This window comes from uncultured Tenacibaculum sp. (assembly GCF_947502995.1).
Classification (GTDB): Bacteria; Bacteroidota; Bacteroidia; order Flavobacteriales; family Flavobacteriaceae; genus Polaribacter.
Genome location: NZ_CANNBW010000005.1, coordinates 25,862 through 42,786 on the forward strand (window position 1 = coordinate 25,862; position 16,925 = coordinate 42,786).

Annotated in this window: 15 protein-coding genes; 9 read left to right on the forward strand and 6 right to left on the reverse strand. The window is 28.0% G+C overall.

Annotated elements, in window-relative coordinates; translation table 11 throughout:
* Window positions 1-26: 26 nt before the first annotated feature.
* From Q1A46_RS05075 to Q1A46_RS05090, 4 genes are all read right to left on the reverse strand, one after another.
* Window positions 27-923: a helix-hairpin-helix domain-containing protein gene (locus tag Q1A46_RS05075; protein WP_299674791.1), complete on the reverse strand. Its 897-nt coding sequence runs from the start codon at window positions 921-923 to the stop codon at window positions 27-29.
* A gap of 16 nt (window positions 924-939) precedes the next feature.
* Complete coding sequence (locus Q1A46_RS05080; protein WP_299675221.1) at window positions 940-2,535, reverse strand: sodium:alanine symporter family protein; 1,596 nt, start codon at window positions 2,533-2,535, stop codon at window positions 940-942.
* Between the two features lie 131 nt (window positions 2,536-2,666).
* Window positions 2,667-3,671, reverse strand: a complete 1,005-nt coding sequence (locus Q1A46_RS05085) for a TrkA family potassium uptake protein (protein WP_299674794.1) — start codon at window positions 3,669-3,671, stop codon at window positions 2,667-2,669.
* A complete protein-coding gene (locus Q1A46_RS05090) occupies window positions 3,668-3,889 on the reverse strand; it encodes a PspC family transcriptional regulator (RefSeq protein ID WP_095070375.1) in 222 nt (73 codons plus the stop codon). Before Q1A46_RS05090 ends, Q1A46_RS05085 begins: the two co-directional genes overlap by 4 nt.
* A 106-nt stretch (window positions 3,890-3,995) precedes the next feature.
* Here Q1A46_RS05090 and uvrA point away from each other — a divergent pair, with 106 nt between their 5' ends.
* The 6 genes from uvrA to Q1A46_RS05120 all read left to right on the forward strand — a co-directional run bounded on the left by uvrA (window position 3,996) and on the right by Q1A46_RS05120 (window position 9,359).
* The gene (gene uvrA / locus Q1A46_RS05095; RefSeq protein WP_299674800.1) at window positions 3,996-6,815 is read left to right on the forward strand and encodes an excinuclease ABC subunit UvrA; all 2,820 of its coding nucleotides are present in this window, start codon (window positions 3,996-3,998) and stop codon (window positions 6,813-6,815) included.
* Between the two features lie 258 nt (window positions 6,816-7,073).
* Window positions 7,074-7,274 (forward strand): hypothetical protein, encoded by a 201-nt coding sequence (locus tag Q1A46_RS05100; RefSeq protein ID WP_299674803.1) that lies wholly within the window; start codon window positions 7,074-7,076, stop codon window positions 7,272-7,274.
* Between the two features lie 329 nt (window positions 7,275-7,603).
* Window positions 7,604-7,819, forward strand: a complete 216-nt coding sequence (locus tag Q1A46_RS05105) for a hypothetical protein (RefSeq protein WP_299674804.1) — start codon at window positions 7,604-7,606, stop codon at window positions 7,817-7,819.
* A gap of 264 nt (window positions 7,820-8,083) precedes the next feature.
* Window positions 8,084-8,356, forward strand: coding sequence for a hypothetical protein (locus Q1A46_RS05110; RefSeq protein ID WP_299674807.1), 273 nt, complete (start codon window positions 8,084-8,086; stop codon window positions 8,354-8,356).
* Between the two features lie 270 nt (window positions 8,357-8,626).
* Window positions 8,627-8,809, forward strand: a complete 183-nt coding sequence (locus tag Q1A46_RS05115) for a hypothetical protein (RefSeq protein ID WP_299674810.1) — start codon at window positions 8,627-8,629, stop codon at window positions 8,807-8,809.
* A 298-nt stretch (window positions 8,810-9,107) separates the two neighbouring features.
* On the forward strand, window positions 9,108-9,359 hold the full coding sequence (locus Q1A46_RS05120; RefSeq protein ID WP_299674813.1) for a hypothetical protein: 252 nt from the start codon (window positions 9,108-9,110) through the stop codon (window positions 9,357-9,359).
* Between the two features lie 191 nt (window positions 9,360-9,550).
* On the opposite strand, the gene Q1A46_RS05125 is transcribed toward Q1A46_RS05120, so the two are convergent.
* Both Q1A46_RS05125 and Q1A46_RS05130 read right to left on the reverse strand, forming a co-directional pair.
* On the reverse strand, window positions 9,551-10,336 hold the full coding sequence (locus Q1A46_RS05125; protein WP_299674816.1) for a tetratricopeptide repeat protein: 786 nt from the start codon (window positions 10,334-10,336) through the stop codon (window positions 9,551-9,553).
* The gene (locus Q1A46_RS05130; protein ID WP_299674819.1) at window positions 10,333-10,893 is read right to left on the reverse strand and encodes an RNA polymerase sigma factor; all 561 of its coding nucleotides are present in this window, start codon (window positions 10,891-10,893) and stop codon (window positions 10,333-10,335) included. Before Q1A46_RS05130 ends, Q1A46_RS05125 begins: the two co-directional genes overlap by 4 nt.
* 106 nt (window positions 10,894-10,999) lie before the next feature.
* Between Q1A46_RS05130 and Q1A46_RS05135 the strand changes: the two genes are divergently transcribed.
* From Q1A46_RS05135 to Q1A46_RS05145, 3 genes are read left to right on the forward strand one after another with little or no spacing between them, the layout of a single operon-like run.
* Window positions 11,000-11,404, forward strand: coding sequence for a hypothetical protein (locus tag Q1A46_RS05135; protein ID WP_299674822.1), 405 nt, complete (start codon window positions 11,000-11,002; stop codon window positions 11,402-11,404).
* Between the two features lie 39 nt (window positions 11,405-11,443).
* Entirely contained in the window at window positions 11,444-14,179 is a 2,736-nt protein-coding gene (locus tag Q1A46_RS05140; RefSeq protein WP_299674825.1) for a CHAT domain-containing protein, read from the forward strand.
* Between the two features lie 9 nt (window positions 14,180-14,188).
* Entirely contained in the window at window positions 14,189-16,885 is a 2,697-nt protein-coding gene (locus Q1A46_RS05145; RefSeq protein ID WP_299674828.1) for a CHAT domain-containing protein, read from the forward strand.
* Window positions 16,886-16,925 lie beyond the last annotated feature (40 nt).

Genomic DNA, 16,925 nt, shown 5'->3' on the forward strand with positions numbered 1-16,925 from the left:
TAAGTTTTAATTAAGTTTGTTGTTTGTTATTCTGCTTTCAAATATAAGACTATTCTGTCGTATTTGTTTTGAGGGAAATCTTTAATATTTCTTAATTCTTTTATATCTTGAAGTTCAGCAACCTCGTCTCGATAATCAAAAATCTTCTTGCACAAGTTATAATCTATATAAGGTAAATTGAGTATTTCCTTAAAAGACGCAGTGTTAACATTGATTTTCTCAATGTTAGGTTTTTCTTTAATTATAAAAGTTTTTAATATTTCATCAGCAAGTTCTTTTTCTAAACCCCAAATTTCATAAAGTTGATCTTTAAAACTAAATCCTTTTAATTTAGAACGATACTTAATAATTCTTTTAGAAATTACTTCTCCTACTCCATTTACAATAGTAAAATCATTAACATTAGCTTTATTGATATCGTTTGTAGAAATCTCTTTCTCTGCAGTCTCATTATCTTCAACAATAACAGATGTAGTTAAAGTTTGTTTTGATTTGTGTTTTTGCTTTTTAACAACCCAATCTGGAAATTTAAAGTATGGTGAAATTACATTTAATAGACTATCAGAAACTTTAGTAACACTTTGAAATTCTGATGCAGAATTCACAAACTTATTCTGTTTACGAAATGCATGTAATCTATCAATTTCTTGTAAAGACATACCTAATTTTTCTCCTTTAAAATCTGAGATATAATTTGGATTAAACGGATAGATTTTATTAAGTCTCTCTTCTTTTTCTTTTCTTAAACTATCTATTTCTGACTGTAACCTTACTATCTCTTCTGTATTTATTGGAAGTTCTGATTCAGGAGAGACATCAATAAAAAAGTATAATAATTGAAATAATATGATTAATAAAGCCAAAAATAAAATCCCATTTCTTTGGCTTTTAGAATACCAGAAATGGGATTTGAAATTTTTCATATGATAATTTTATTCACTATCCTTTGATAGCGTCTAAATATCTTTTTAATTGTTTCTTAACAACAGGCATTAAGAAATATAATCCTACCATATTAGGGAATACCATTGCAAAGATCATTGCATCTGAGAATGCCCAAATAGATCCCATACTTGCAGCTGCTCCAATTACTACGAAAGTTAAGAATAAAACCTTGTATGTTAAATCAGCTTTCTTTCCCCTACCAAATAAGAATTTCCAAGATTGTAATCCATAGTAAGACCAAGAAATCATAGTTGATACAGCAAATAATACTACTGCGACAGTTAAGAAAACATTAGAATAAGGAATATATTCTGCGAAAGCTTTAGATGTAATCCCTGCACCTTCATAGGCTACTCCATCAATTAATACAGCTCCAGTTCCATCTCCTCCATATTCGAATACTCCACCTGTATTAAATATAATAATTACTAAAGCAGTCATTGTACAAATTACAACCGTATCAATAAATGGTTCTAATAATGCTACTAAACCTTCAGATGCAGAATATTTAGTTTTTACTGCAGAGTGTGCAATAGAAGCTGAACCTGCTCCTGCTTCATTTGAGAAAGCCGCTCTTTTAAATCCTTGCAATAAAACTCCTATAAAACCTCCAACTGCTATAGATTTAGGACTGAATGCTTCGCTAAAAATCAATCCAAACGCATCATCAACTAAAGAGAAGTTACTAAAAATAATATATAAACATGCAAGAATATAAACTACAGCCATAAGAGGAACAACTTTTTCTGTTACAGTAGCAATACGTTTAATACCTCCAATAATAATGATACCAACAACAAAAGCTAATACTAAACCAATAATTGCTCCTGCACTAGTACTCTGTAATCCTAATAAATCTTTAATTACTACTGTTGCTTGATTCGATTGTGCGGCATTACCTCCACCAAAAGAACCTCCAATACAGAAAATCGCAAATAATACAGCTGAAATTTTACCTAACATTTCAAAACCTCTCTCTTTTAAACCTTTCGAAAGGTAATACATAGGTCCTCCGTAAACAGTACCTTCTTCATCTACATCTCTATACTGTACACCTAAAGTACATTCAACAAACTTTGTTGACATTCCTAACAAACCACAAACGATCATCCAAAATGTAGCACCTGGACCACCCAAAGCGATTGCTAATGCAACACCAGCAATATTTCCATTACCCACAGTTCCTGATACTGCAGTTGCTAGAGCTTGGAAGTGAGTTACCTCTCCTTCTTTACTTTCATCTCTAATCGTTTCTATAGAATCTCCTCCTGGAGTTGAATCACCATAAGCTGTTTCAACCACAGCTTTATCTAAATCGTCATATTTTCCTCTTACTACATTTATAGAAGTTAGAAAGTGACGAATATTTGGAAAACCAAAATAAATTGTAAAAAACGCTGCACTAAAAACTAATAGTACTAATACGAATGGAATATTAGGATCTTTCCAAACAGGAAAGAAAATTACTTCACTAAAGAAATTAGAAATTGGTTGAAACGCCTCATCTATTTTTTGATCTAAACCTTTCTCCTGGGCGAAAGTTAGCATCGGCATCAACCCCAATAGTAATGCCGTTAGTTTTTTATTCATCATGTGTAAATAATAGTTTTGTTGAATTAGTAGCTCGCAATATCTTAAAAAACTGAACTTTTAACAAGTTTTTCTCGTTAAAACTATTTTTTATTGCTTTAATCAAAAAGAAATAATGATTTTTTTATGAGTTAAAATAGCGCTCTTAACTTATTAATTTGTTCAGGTCTTCCTAATACAATTAAATTCCCATCTGTTTCTAACTTTAAAGAAGCATCTGGATTTATTATGTATTCGTTTTTTAAAGTTTTATAGCCTATTACAGTACAACCTGTTTTTTTTCTAAGATCTAAATCTAAGATTGTTTTATTTAAATATTCTTTAGGTAAATCATTTATAGCAATTTCTTCTAAGTTTGCTGTTGTATCGCCTTCAATTGTTAATCGATCTACAAATTCAATAACATCTGGAGTTACCACTAAAGAAGCCATATGTGCTCCTCCCAGTTTATCTGGCATTATTACATTATGAGCTCCTGCGATTTTCAGTTTACTATATGTAGTTTCTTTGGACGCTCTACTAATAATCTTACATTCTTTATTTAATTGACTTGCAGTTAAAACGACAAACAAATTATCTGCATCTGAAGGTAATGCTGTTATTAAATACTTCGCTTTTTTTATTCCTGCTTTAAGTAAAGTTTCGTCTGAAGTTGCATCTCCTTCTACATTTAAAACACGGTTTTCATCTAAATGTTTAATAAGCTCTTTATCTTTTTCAATAATAACAACCTTTCTCTTATAACTTTTTAGTTTTGCTAAAGCCTGCTTTCCATTTCTTCCAAAACCACAGACAATCGTATGCCCTTCTAATTGTTCAATTTGTTTTTGCACTCTTTTTATTTTTAGTTGTTGAAAAAAATCGCCACTTATTAAATATTCAGAAAAAGAAGATACTGCGTATCCAAAAGTAAATAAACTCGATAAAATTAAAAATGTGGTAAATACTTTTTCTTCTGTAGAAAATGGATGAACTTCTCCAAACCCAACAGTTGTAACTGTTATTACAGTCATGTAGAAAGCATCGATGAAAGAATAATTAAAAAGGAATAAATATCCTAAAACTCCGATAGAGAAAATCAATCCTGTAAAAAAGAAAGCTTTATAAAGACGAGATTTTAAAACTATTCGAATCATAAATCAAAAACAGAAGTTCGCTTAGTGTATATTTTATCTTTTAGTTTTAAAATGAAAGCTAAAATTAAATATAATCCAAAAGATAATCCTACGGTTACAAATGAAAAGTAAATAAAAAACAAACGCACATTTACCACTCGCATTCCTAGTCTGTCTCCTAATCTAGAAGACACATCAAAACCATTTCGTTCAAAAAAATGTCGTATTGAATCAACCATTACATTTATAATTTAACGCAAGATACATCGAATTTTATTTGTTATCAATATCAATTTAAAAATCAGAATGTATTCAGTAAATTTGCTCTTTGTCAAATATATTACTTTGAAAGAACAAGAATTCATTGAAGTTTACGGAGCCAGAGCTCATAACTTAAAGAATATAGATATTAAAATTCCTCGTGAAAAACTCGTAGTAATCACTGGTTTAAGCGGTAGTGGAAAATCTTCATTAGCTTTTGATACCATTTATGCTGAAGGACAACGAAGATACATTGAAACATTTTCTGCCTATGCACGACAATTCTTAGGCGGATTAGAACGACCTGATGTTGATAAAATTGATGGCTTATCTCCTGTAATTTCCATAGAACAAAAGACCACAAATAAAAGTCCGCGTTCTACCGTTGGAACAATTACAGAAATTTATGATTTCTTACGTCTTTTATTCTCGAGAGCTTCAGACGCATACTCTTATAATACAGGAGAAAAAATGGTTAGTTATTCTGATGATCAAATCAAGGAATTAATTCTAAAAGATTTTGAGAATAAACGAATTGCTGTTCTTGCTCCCTTGATTAAATCTAGAAAAGGACATTATCGTGAATTGTTTGAACAAATATCTAAACAAGGTTTTGTTAGAGTTCGTGTTGATGGAGAAATCAGAGAAATAGAAAAAGGCATGAAACTCGATCGTTATAAAACTCACGATATAGAAGTAGTTATAGATCGACTTGTTGTTAATAATGAAGCTGAAAAAAGATTAGAAGAAACCATTAAAACTGCTCTATATACAGGAAATAATATTTTAATGGTTATTGATGTTGATAATGTAAAACCAAGATATTTTAGTAGAGAGTTGATGTGTCCTACTACTGGAATTGCATACCCAAATCCAGAACCAAATACTTTTTCTTTTAACTCCCCAAAAGGAGCTTGTAAAAAATGTAACGGACTTGGTATTAACAACGAAGTTAATCTTAAAAAAGTAATACCTGACGATTCTATTTCCATTAAAAATGGAGGAATTGTTCCATTAGGTGAACAAAAAAACAGTTGGATTTTTAAACAACTTCAGAATATTGCAGAACGCTACAAGTTTAAACTTACAGACCCTATTCATAAAATTCCAGAAGAAGCATTAGATGTAATTTTAAATGGAGGAAAAGAGAGTTTTAAAATCCAATCTAAAACAGCTGGAGTTACACGTAGTTACGATATCGACTTTGAAGGAATTATTTCATTCATTACAAATCAATATAAAAATTCCGACAGTTCATCTATCAAAAGATGGGCGAAAGGGTTTATGGATGAAGTAAAATGTACAAGTTGTGAAGGAAAACGATTAAAAAAAGAAGCTTTAAACTTTAAAATCACAGATAAAAACATCAGTGATTTAGCACAAATGGATGTTAGCGAGTTAGCTAATTGGTTTGCTAATATTGAAGAAAAATTAAGTGCTAAGCAATTAAAAATCGCTTCAGAGATTTTAAAAGAAATTCGTACTCGAATTCAGTTTTTATTAGATGTTGGTTTAGATTATTTAACCTTAGATCGAACTTCAAAATCTTTATCTGGTGGTGAAGCGCAACGTATTCGTTTAGCAACTCAAATCGGATCTCAACTAGTAGGCGTACTTTATATTTTAGATGAACCAAGTATTGGTTTACACCAACGTGATAATCAGAAGTTAATTGATTCTTTAATAAAACTTAGAGATGTTGGTAACTCTGTTTTAGTTGTAGAACATGATGAAGACATGATAAAACATGCTGATTATGTTTTAGATATTGGCCCAGGTGCAGGTAGACATGGTGGAGAAATTGTAAGTAAAGGATCTTTTGAAGATTTAACCAAACAACAAACACTAACTGCAGATTATATAGCAAAGCGAAAAGCTATTGAAGTTCCTAAACAACGTAGAAAAGGGAATGGAAAAAAGATAAAATTAACAGGTGCTTCTGGAAACAACTTAAAAAATGTTTCTGTAGAATTTCCTTTAGGAAAAATGATTTGTGTTACTGGAGTTTCAGGAAGTGGAAAATCTACTTTAATTAACGAAACCCTTTATCCTATTTTAAATGCACACATATATAGAGGTGTAAAAAAACCGATGCCTTACAAAAGCATTAAAGGATTAGAACATGTAGATAAAGTAATTGATATTGATCAATCTCCAATTGGTAGAACGCCACGTTCAAACCCTGCAACTTACACAGGAGTATTTAGTGAAATTCGTAGTTTATTTGCTAAAACACCAGAGGCTTCAATTCGTGGTTATAAACCAGGACGTTTTAGTTTTAATGTAAAAGGTGGAAGATGTGAAACTTGCCAAGGAGGTGGTTTACGCGTAATTGAAATGAACTTTTTACCCGATGTTCATGTAGAATGTGAAACTTGTCAAGGAAAACGTTTCAATAGAGAAACTTTAGAAATTCGTTATAAAGGAAAATCAATTTCCGATGTATTAGAAATGACGATCAATGAAGCGGTTGCTTTTTTCGAACACATTCCTAAAATTTACAGAAAGTTAAAAACCATTCAAGATGTTGGTCTTGGTTATATAACACTCGGACAACAATCCACTACTTTATCTGGTGGAGAAGCTCAACGTATTAAACTAGCTTCCGAACTTTCTAAACGAGATACAGGAAACACCTTTTATATTTTAGATGAGCCCACTACTGGTTTACATTTTGAAGACATTCGTGTTTTAATGGAAGTTTTAAATAAACTTGTAGAAAAAGGAAATACCGTTTTAATTATTGAACATAATTTAGATGTTATAAAATTAGCCGATCATATTATAGATGTCGGTATGGAAGGTGGAAAAGGTGGCGGACAAATTCTTGTTACCGGAACTCCTGAAAAAGTAGTAAAACACAAAGAAAGTTACACTGCTAAATTTTTAAAGAAAGAGTTATAACTCTAGAAATAAAGCACATCGAAAAAAATAAAAAAACCACTAATGAAAACAATATCATTAGTGGTTTTTATCGTTATATTTACGTCATATGAAAAAGTAAAAAATTGTAGTTGCTATCCAATCTTTTATTTTAACAACATTGTATCAAACGAGATAATTTTAACGAATATCTCTCATAATATTTTTCGCGAAGAAAGACACAAACCTTGAGTGTCTATAAATGTTCAAGGATTTAATCAATTTTAAATCTTAATTATTATGAAAAAATCAATCTTAAATCTAGGTAAAACTTTAAGCAAAAACCAACAAAAAACTATTAACGGAGGTAACACTTGCGCTTCTTACCCTATTTGTTATGGAATAACTAGTTTAGGATCGCCTCAATGTGCTCCTTGTGAAGAATACAAAAACTTACCTTTACACTGCCAAAATCAGGTATTCACAACTTGTCCTTTTTAACACTCTATATAGTATAGAAACTATGTAATTAATTATTAATTCATATTATTTTTTCTTTTTAGTCTTTCCACAAGCTAAGTTTTAAAACAAACTCATTAATTATTCATAAAGATTGAATTTTATATGGAGTTTAGCCTAATTGATAGTAGATAATATAAAACTGATGATTTTTTATTACTAAAATGTTTCTTAATACATATGTTAAATAAAGTAATTTTTTAATTACATCAACCTTAGAAATATTATAAAAATATTTTTCGCGAAGAAAGACACAAACCTTGAGTGTCTATAAATGTTCAAGGATTTGATCATTTTAAATCTTAATTATTATGAAAAAATCAATCTTAAATCTAGGTAAAACTTTAAATAAAACTAAACAACAAGAAATTTTTGGAGGAGTTTCTCCTACTCCAGAACTAATTGGATGCGACTGTATAGAAGTTCCAGACCCAACTAGTTTAATTGGTGTAAGGTATGTTTTTGTAAACTTTCCATGTGATATAAATGCAGCTCCTTTGCGTTGCTTTGGAATTCTTGCAGAATAAAATTAAATAAATAAAACCTACTATAAACCTTGAATATTTGATAAATATTCAAGGTTTTCTTTTTACGATTATCATTAATTAAAAAATAAGCCGCTTTGTGTTTTAAGTTTTTTTTAACATTTAAAATAATTTCGAAGCATTTTTCAATTTATATATTTGATAAAGAAATTGCAATTCCATATGATTTTAGCTAAAATTTTAAGACTTACACTTGAGAGTCTTTAAATGTTCAAGCTTTTACAAAAAGAAAAAACACTAATTATTATGAAAAAATCAATTTTAAACTTAGGTAGGGCTTTAAACAAAGCAGATCAAATCAGAGTCAAAGGTGGAGATGATGAAATAATTTCTGCAGGTCCTTCTTCTAAATGTCATTACTCTTCTTTAAAAAAATGTACTGAAGGCTCAAATGCAGGGTGTAATCCTGGTGAAGTTTGTGTTGCAGATTCTAAAAGAATTGAAATATCTGTTAAAGATGGGAATTTTAAAGATTTTGGATTTGGACACATACATAAATTCATATGTGTATGCCAATAATATTTAATCAAATACTAGAAAAGTAGTAAAATAAAAATTTAAAAAAGAGAGCTGTTATTTTTAACAGCTCTTTTTTTATTAAAATTTATTCTTATATTCACAGTGAATATTTTCATTTACAAATTGCTTGAATCTAATAGCTATGAATTTAGTTTCAAATTACATCTTAAAGATTGCTGAATTAAAATAAAAATATTTATCGCGAAAATAGACATGAACCTTGAGTGTCTTAAAATGTTCGAGGATTTAATTATTTTTAATTTTAATATTATGAAAAAATCAATTTTAAATCTAGGTAAAGCTTTAAACAAAGTAGAACAAAAAACTATTAACGGTGGTTTCGGACCAATTAGATATTGTAGAAACATTGGAAGTTTATGTGACCCAATGCATATTTGTGAATTTAGAGGACCTGGTCTTCTTGGTGTATGTGTTAGTGTAGACTTACAATAAACATTATATTAATAATACTAGAGCCAAAATGTTATCATTTTGGCTCTTTTTATTTTTAAATCGTCTAACCTTTATTTACTTGTTTTAAAATATTATTTTAACATTAAAACAATATTCTAAAAGTAAAAATGAACTTACATTTACTTTCGTATTGCTATTCATAAAAATTTGCTAGAAAACTTCCTTTTTAGGGACTTCTTTCTTTTTAAAAACATTCTATATAAATAATTAAAAGACACAAATCTTGCGTGTCTATAAAAATTGCAAGTTGAAAATTAATCTTAAATTATAATCAATCATGAAAAAAACAATTTTAGACTTAGGAAAGGTTTTGAAAAGAGCTGATCAAAAATTAATTAAAGGAGGAAACACTCCTATTGGACCTCAGGGACCTATCGGACCTACTGGACCACAACCAATTGATAATAATTGTGGTGAACATATATGTTATGCGCCATCATCTAGTTTCTGCGGTACTTGTGCTGAATTCGCAATGCTTTCTGATGCATGTAAATTATCTGTTATTTCCCATATTGATTGCGCTATTTAAGACAATAAAAAATTGAAAGTAAAAAAATTGTTAAGCTTAAAATACTATTTCATGGTTTTTAAAGTTATCAATAAAAGAAAAATTAGATTGCAATTAACGACCAGCTCAATAAAAAGCTGAAATGCAATTTAATATTACTTTCAAAGGAGATACTATAAATAAAAAAGGAGAGTTTAAAACTCTCCTTTTTTTTACATTTTATCTAAAATTTCTTCGGCTTCTTTTGCTTTATATAATTTCTCTTTCGTTATTTTCTTGAATACTTTCTTAGCTTCTTTTTTATTATTAGATTTTAAATATAACAAACCTAAATACCATTGTCCTTTTTCCGCATCTATTAAATCACTATTAATTAATGTTTTTAAAGTGCTTTTGGCTTCATCGAACTTTTTCAATTCGATTTCAGAAAGTGCTTTATAAATAAAAACAGCACTCTTTTTATTTTCTTCTAGTTCAATAGAAAAAATTGCTAGAGCATCTTCATATCGTTTCGCTTTAAACAACTTCTCTGCATCAACTAATTTTGAGTTCTCAGTTCCACTTCTAGTAACAAATGATGGTAATTTTTCTAGTTGAATATGATTAGCATATAAAGTTTCTGCATCTACGGTTTCTTTAAGAAAGATATTTGATGCTAAAATGAAAATAATTGCAGCAGCAAAACCAGAAACTAATGCTATAACTTTACTTCTATTATTTGTCGTTTTCGTTTTAGCAGCTCCTTTAATTGCTTCTCGAATCGCTTTTACTTCTGCACTATTATATAATTCTTCGTACTCTTTAACTTCAGCATCATCGACATTATCAATAAAACTCCAACTTTCTTCATTTAAAGATTCGAACAATTGTTTTTCTAGAAGATAATGCTCTTTAAAATTGAGATCGTCTTCTAAACGTTTTAAGAAACTCAACTTTTCTTCTTCTGAAAGTTCATTTCTTAAAAAACGTTCTATTAGTATATCGTCTTCTAAATTCATAATTCTTGTAACGTGAGATATCTTTTATCTCCTTTAATTAGGTCGGTTAATTTCTTTTTGCACTTAAATACTCGTTGTCTTACTACTGTTTCAGAATTGTATTCTGTACTTTCAACAATCTCTGCATATGGTACTTTAGCAAAGAAAAGTGATAGTATTTTCTTACAATTATCTGAAATTAGATTTAGTTTTTCTAAAAACAACTCGTGTCGTTTTTGTTCCACTAAAGCACTTGCATTTTCTTTAGCTTCACTTACCAGTTCAATAACCTCCTTATTTGTTACCCTATTTTTTTTACTATTTAATTCTCTACGCCATAAATTTTTACAAACAGTAAACAAATAAGCATCGAAACTACTATTAATTTCTATACCTTCTTTTTTATGACGAACTGCGATTTGTAACAACGCTTTTTGGAAAACATCTTCAGCATCTTCTACTCCTCCTCTATTTTGAAGTATAAATCGTTTTACTTGGGTAAAGTTAGTACTATAAATTTTTGAGATAATTCTTGAATTTCCTTCAACTAGCGCATTTAAATATAAACTACTATCCATTTTTACAATCTGATACGCAAAAATAAAATTTTTATACTTTTGCGCGGGTAACATTTTAAAGTTTTATAAACAAGGGGACAACGAATATATATAAAAACAAAATATTATGAAATTATTACAATTAGTTAATCGAACAATTTTAGCTTTATTAGTGTTTGCTTGTTTTAGTTTTACTCAAACAAATTTTAATAAAACTTCAAATAAAAATAATTATTCATCAAATAATACTACTCTACAAATCAAGTATTATAATATGCATATTTATCCTAATTCGCATGCTAATTCTGAAGAAATAAGAGAATGTCTAAGTGAAAAATTTATTTTTATTAGTTTATTAAATAGCACTAATACGATAGGAGAAATTTGGAAAGTTAGGTATAAACATCACACTACAACAGGTGTATCATCTAACGATCCAGAAGAGGCAGAAATACCTTGTCATTTTCCTTATCACTTGACTCCTTATACCGATCCCGATTTTGGCACTCCTACTTTGAGATTTATTAAATAAAAATATAATCACCACAAATAACTAAAAATAAAAACCAGGATGATTTCACCTATAAATTCATTGAAAGATAGAGTAATAATCATCCTTTTTACTTTATTTATTAATACTTTATCTTTTACTCAAGAAACTTTATCTATAGAAGACATAAAAAATCTAAGCTATAATAAAAAGATAGATAACAAGCTAGTTGATTCTCTAATATCAAAAGAAAAAAACTTTAACGATAAGAAAAATTTATATCATAATTTTTCAAGGTTTTTTAGAGTGACAGGAAATAATAAACTAGCTATAAAGTATGGTAATAAAGAATTAGATTATTTTGAAAAACTCAAATTAAAAAATAAAAAATATCATATAGCACTACATTTAATTGGGTGTTATTATCATGATAACGGGCAGTATGAAAAAGCAATTGAAGCTTTGAAAAAATCAACCAATTTAAACATCTATCCTAAAAAATCAGCCCAATCATTGTGTATGCTAGGAAGTTGCTTTAGAGCTAAAGGTGATATAAAAAAATCATTAGACTACTATAAAAAAGGGATTAACTCATTAAAAAAATTAAACAACAAAAAAAGTATTATAACACATTCTATTAATCTAGCTTTAACCTGTAATTTCAGTAATAATACCTCTGAGATAAAAGATGGGGTTAATTATCTATTAAAAGCAGATTCACTAATAAAAAACTATTCAAATTCTATTGTTTTTCTAGATATTTTCAATATTAACAACTCTTTAGGAAATTTATATAGTAAATCTCAAATATTTAATTTTCAAAAATCAAAACACCATTATTTAAAAAGCTTAAAAATCTCAGAAAAAGAGAAAAATCCTTTTTTTATTTCCCTTGCAAGTATGAATTATGGTGAACTTTTATTAAAAACAAAAAGTGACAGTTCAATTTTCTACCTAAAAAAAAGCTTAAATCAAAACATTAAAAAAAATCAAAACTATACAATTTTAAGCTCGGAAATCCACAGAAATATCAGCAATTACTTTTTTTGGAAAAACGATTTAATTAAAGCTTTAGAGAGCATAAATACATCTTTAAAAATTAGCTTAGATTTAAATAAAAATGACACTTACCCTTCAAGGATACAATTATTAAAAACTACCGACAGATTAAATATTTCCAAAGCTTTAAACACAAAAATTAAAGTTTTAAATCAACTGTACTTAAAAAACAAAGATTCAAAATACTTAACACAGATTATTGAAACGGTTAATATTAGTGATCAACTTATAGAAATCATCTTAGAAGACAGTACAGAAGCTAGCACTCAATTTTCTTGGCGTAATGATGTATCAAAAATTTATAATTATGGTGTATATGCAGCAAAATTATTAGGTGATGATAATTTACAGTTTCAGTATTTAGAGAAAAATAAAGCCTTTTTACTTACCCAAAGTATAAATGATAATAACTATTCTTTAAACTTACCGAATCATATTGTTAATGAAGAATTACGCTATAAAAAGCAAATTTTACAGTTAGAAAATCAAGTTTCAAACACTGAAACAAAACAACTAAAAGATTCTTTGTTTGATATAAAATTTGCTTATCAAAACTTTAAAGATTCTATACAAAAAGTTTATCCGCAACATTTTGAAAGTAAGGCCAAAGTAAAACTAACTTCTTTACAAAATGTACGACAACAAATAGATGATAAAACTGTTGTTGTTTCTTATGCTATTCAAGATGACGAAACCACAACTATTAATATTTCTTCTGGTTTACTCATCACAAAAGATAAAACCATTCCTTTTTCTATTGCAAATGTCAAGAAATTAAAAGACGATTTACATGTTTATCGTCAACTCATTTCTAAACCTTTAAGTAGTAAAAAAGAAATTCAACAATATAATACGATTGCTAATTCTTTGTACAATAGTTTATTCCCTAGTGAAGAAGTCAAAAATTTAATTCAAAATAAAAAAGTTGTTATTATTCCAGATGATAATCTTCAGAATATTCCTTTTGAAGCTTTTATTACTGATACAACTTCAAATAGATTTTTAATTGAAGACACTGATATTAGCTACGCTTATTCTATGTCTTTCTTAAATGTAAATAACAACATCTCTAGAGTTTCTGAAAAAGATTTTGCTGGTTTTGCTCCTATTGAATTCCAGAATAAAAATCTTGCTACGTTACAATATTCCGCAGAGGAAATCAATTCAATTAATGCTAATTTAAACGGAACAACCTTTACAGGTGCAGATGTTACAAAAGATAGTTTTTTCACCAATGCCTCTAATGCTAAAATTATTCATTTAGCAACTCATGCAGATGTTTCCCAAAAACCTGTGATTCATTTTAGCAAAGATTCTTTAAATCTACACGAATTATACACTTATAAAAATAATGCGGATTTAGTTGTTTTAAGTGCTTGTGAAACCAATGTTGGAGAACTAAAAAAAGGAGAAGGTATTTTAAACTTGGCTCGTGGATTCTTTTATTCTGGTTCTAAATCGGTGGTTTCTTCTTTATGGAAAGTTAATGATGCTGCCACTACAGAGTTAATGACAGATTTTTACACCAACTTAAAAGATCATCAATCTAAATCAGAAGCTTTAAATAATGCCAAAAGAAAGTATTTAAAAACTCATTCTCTTTCAGAAAAATCTCCGTATTACTGGGCGTCTTTTATTTTAATTGGAGATACAGCTCCTACTTTTGAAAATAGTAATTTAATTTATTGGGGGTTAATTAGTGTTGCTATTTTTTCCTTGTTTTTAATTTTGTTCTTCAAAAAAATTAAGTCTAAATAGTTTTGTTATATGAATTTAAGAATATTTTTTTTCTTACTTATTTATTTTTTGAATTTTTCTTCATTTTCGCAAAACAATCTTAATATTGAAAAGATTCTTATTCAAAAAGATTTTAATGAAATTAAAACAGATAGTATTCTGAATACATTAAAGATCAGTTATGAAAAATCAAAAGTTGCTCATAATTTTTCACGTTTCTTTTATAAAAAACAAAATTATCATTTAGCATTAAAGTATGGCAAAATTGAATTAAATATTTTAAATGAATTAAATCTCATAAATAAAGACTATCATAATGCTCTTCATTTATTAGGTAAATACCTTGCTTTAAATAACGAAAGAGATAAAGCCAAAAGCATATTAAAAGAATCCTCTAACTTAAATATTTATCCTAAAAAAGCGGCTCAATCTTTATGTGAAATTGGGAAACTTCTTCGAGCAGAAGGCAACTATAGTGAATCAATTAATTACTTAATCAAAGGGATTGAATTGTTAAAAATACATGGAAAAAAAACAAGTATCTTAACCCATTGCATTAACTTATCATTTAGCAGTAATTTTTCTAATATTAAAAGCGAAATATATTTAGGTATTAAATATTTAAATTTAGCTAAACAAATAATACTTGATGACAAAATTGATCAACATAAACTAAATTTAGTTTATACTGGATTAGCTAATCATTATTCAAAAAAGCAAATATACGATTTCAAAAAAGCAAGATACTTCTACAATAAAGTAATTTCTAAATCTAAAAAAGAATCTAATATTTTTTTTCTTTCTTTAAATTACATGAATTTAGGTGAACTTTTTTTATCTAAACAAAGTGACAGTTCTATTTTTTTCTTACAAAAAAGTCTAGAGAAAAATAGAACACTAAATAACAAACCTCTAAATACTGAAATACACAGAAATATTGCTAATTATCATTTATTAAAAAACAACCTATTCGAATCTCTGAAAAACATAAACACATCTTTAAAAGCTAGTTTTCAACTTAATAAAAAAAATACAGTTCCAACTAAATTTCAACTGCTAAAAACCAATAACAGATTAAATATTTCTAAAGCTCTAAATACAAAAATCAGGATTCTTAACCAACTGTACTTAAAAAACAAAGATTCAAAATACTTAACACAGATTATTGAAACGGTTAATATTAGTGATCAACTTATAGAAATCATCTTAGAAGATAGTACAGAAGCTAGCACACAATTTTCTTGGCGTAATGATGTATCAAAAATTTATAATTATGGTGTATATGCAGCAAAATTATTAGATGATGATAATTTACAGTTTCAGTATTTAGAGAAAAATAAAGCCTTTTTACTTACCCAAAGTATAAATGATAATAACTATTCTTTAAACTTACCGAATCATATTGTTAATGAACAATTAAGTTATAAAAAGCAAATTTTACAGTTAGAAAATCAAGTTTTAAATACTGAAACAAAAAAACTAAAAGATTCTTTGTTTGATCTAAAATTTGCTTACCAAAACTTTAAAGATTCTATACAAAAAGTTTATCCGCAACATTTTGAAAGTAAGGCTAAAGTAAAACTAACTTCTTTACAAAATGTCCGACAACAAATAAATGATAAAACTGTAATTGTTTCTTATGCTATTCAAGATAACGAAACCACAGCTATTAATATTTCTTCTGGTTTACTCATCGGAAAAGATAAAACTATTCCTTTTTCTATTGCAAATATCAAGAAATTAAAAGAGGATTTACATGTTTATCGTAAACTTATTTCTAAACCTTTAAATAGCAAAAAAGAAATTCAACAATACAATACGATTGCAAATTCTTTGTACAATAGTTTATTCCCAAGTGAAGAAATCAAGAATTTAATTCAAAATAAAAAAATTGTGATTATTCCTGATGATAATCTTCAGAATATTCCTTTTGAAGCTTTTGTTACTGATACGACTTCAAATAGATTTTTAATTGAAGACACTGATATTAGCTACGCTTATTCTATGTCTTTCTTAAATGTAAATAACAACATCTCTAGAGTTTCTAAAAAAGATTTTGCTGGTTTTGCTCCTATTGAATTCCAGAATAAAAACCTTGCTACATTACAATATTCAGCAGAAGAAATCAATTCAATTAATAATAATTTAAACGGAACAACCTATACAGGTACAGATGTTACAAAAGATAGTTTTTTCACCAATGCTTCTAATGCTAAAATTATTCATTTAGCAACTCATGCAGATGTTTCCAAAAAACCTGTGATTCATTTTAGCAAAGATTCCTTAAATCTACATGAATTATACACTTATAAAAACAATGCAGATTTAGTTGTTTTAAGTGCTTGTGAAACCAATGTTGGCGAATTAAAAAAAGGAGAAGGTATTTTAAACTTAGCTCGTGGATTCTTTTATTCTGGTTCTAAATCGGTAGTTTCTTCTTTATGGAAAGTTAATGATGCAGCCACTACAGAATTAATGACAGATTTTTACAGTAACTTAAAAGATCATCAATCCAAATCAGAAGCTTTAAATAATGCCAAAAGAAAGTATTTAAACACTCATTCACTTTCAGAAAAATCTCCGTATTACTGGGCGTCTTTTATTTTAATCGGAGATACTGCTCCTACTTTTGAAAATAGTAATTTAATTTATTGGATTTTCCTAGGATTTATAGGTTTATTACTTCTTGTTTTTATCTCTAAAAAACTAATAAATAGAGGGAAATAAAATTTTTATACTTTTGCGCGGGTAACAATTTTATGTTTTT

Coding starts and splice junctions, on each gene's coding strand:
- Q1A46_RS05075 (WP_299674791.1), bottom strand. CDS start 923: ATGAAAAATTTCAAATCCCATTTCTGGTATTCTAAAAGCCAAAGAAAT.
- Q1A46_RS05080 (WP_299675221.1), bottom strand. CDS start 2,535: ATGAATAAAAAACTAACGGCATTACTATTGGGGTTGATGCCGATGCTA.
- Q1A46_RS05085 (WP_299674794.1), bottom strand. CDS start 3,671: ATGATTCGAATAGTTTTAAAATCTCGTCTTTATAAAGCTTTCTTTTTT.
- Q1A46_RS05090 (WP_095070375.1), bottom strand. CDS start 3,889: ATGGTTGATTCAATACGACATTTTTTTGAACGAAATGGTTTTGATGTG.
- Q1A46_RS05100 (WP_299674803.1), top strand. CDS start 7,074: ATGAAAAAATCAATCTTAAATCTAGGTAAAACTTTAAGCAAAAACCAA.
- Q1A46_RS05105 (WP_299674804.1), top strand. CDS start 7,604: ATGAAAAAATCAATCTTAAATCTAGGTAAAACTTTAAATAAAACTAAA.
- Q1A46_RS05110 (WP_299674807.1), top strand. CDS start 8,084: ATGAAAAAATCAATTTTAAACTTAGGTAGGGCTTTAAACAAAGCAGAT.
- Q1A46_RS05115 (WP_299674810.1), top strand. CDS start 8,627: ATGAAAAAATCAATTTTAAATCTAGGTAAAGCTTTAAACAAAGTAGAA.
- Q1A46_RS05120 (WP_299674813.1), top strand. CDS start 9,108: ATGAAAAAAACAATTTTAGACTTAGGAAAGGTTTTGAAAAGAGCTGAT.
- Q1A46_RS05125 (WP_299674816.1), bottom strand. CDS start 10,336: ATGAATTTAGAAGACGATATACTAATAGAACGTTTTTTAAGAAATGAA.
- Q1A46_RS05130 (WP_299674819.1), bottom strand. CDS start 10,893: ATGGATAGTAGTTTATATTTAAATGCGCTAGTTGAAGGAAATTCAAGA.
- Q1A46_RS05135 (WP_299674822.1), top strand. CDS start 11,000: ATGAAATTATTACAATTAGTTAATCGAACAATTTTAGCTTTATTAGTG.
- Q1A46_RS05140 (WP_299674825.1), top strand. CDS start 11,444: ATGATTTCACCTATAAATTCATTGAAAGATAGAGTAATAATCATCCTT.
- Q1A46_RS05145 (WP_299674828.1), top strand. CDS start 14,189: ATGAATTTAAGAATATTTTTTTTCTTACTTATTTATTTTTTGAATTTT.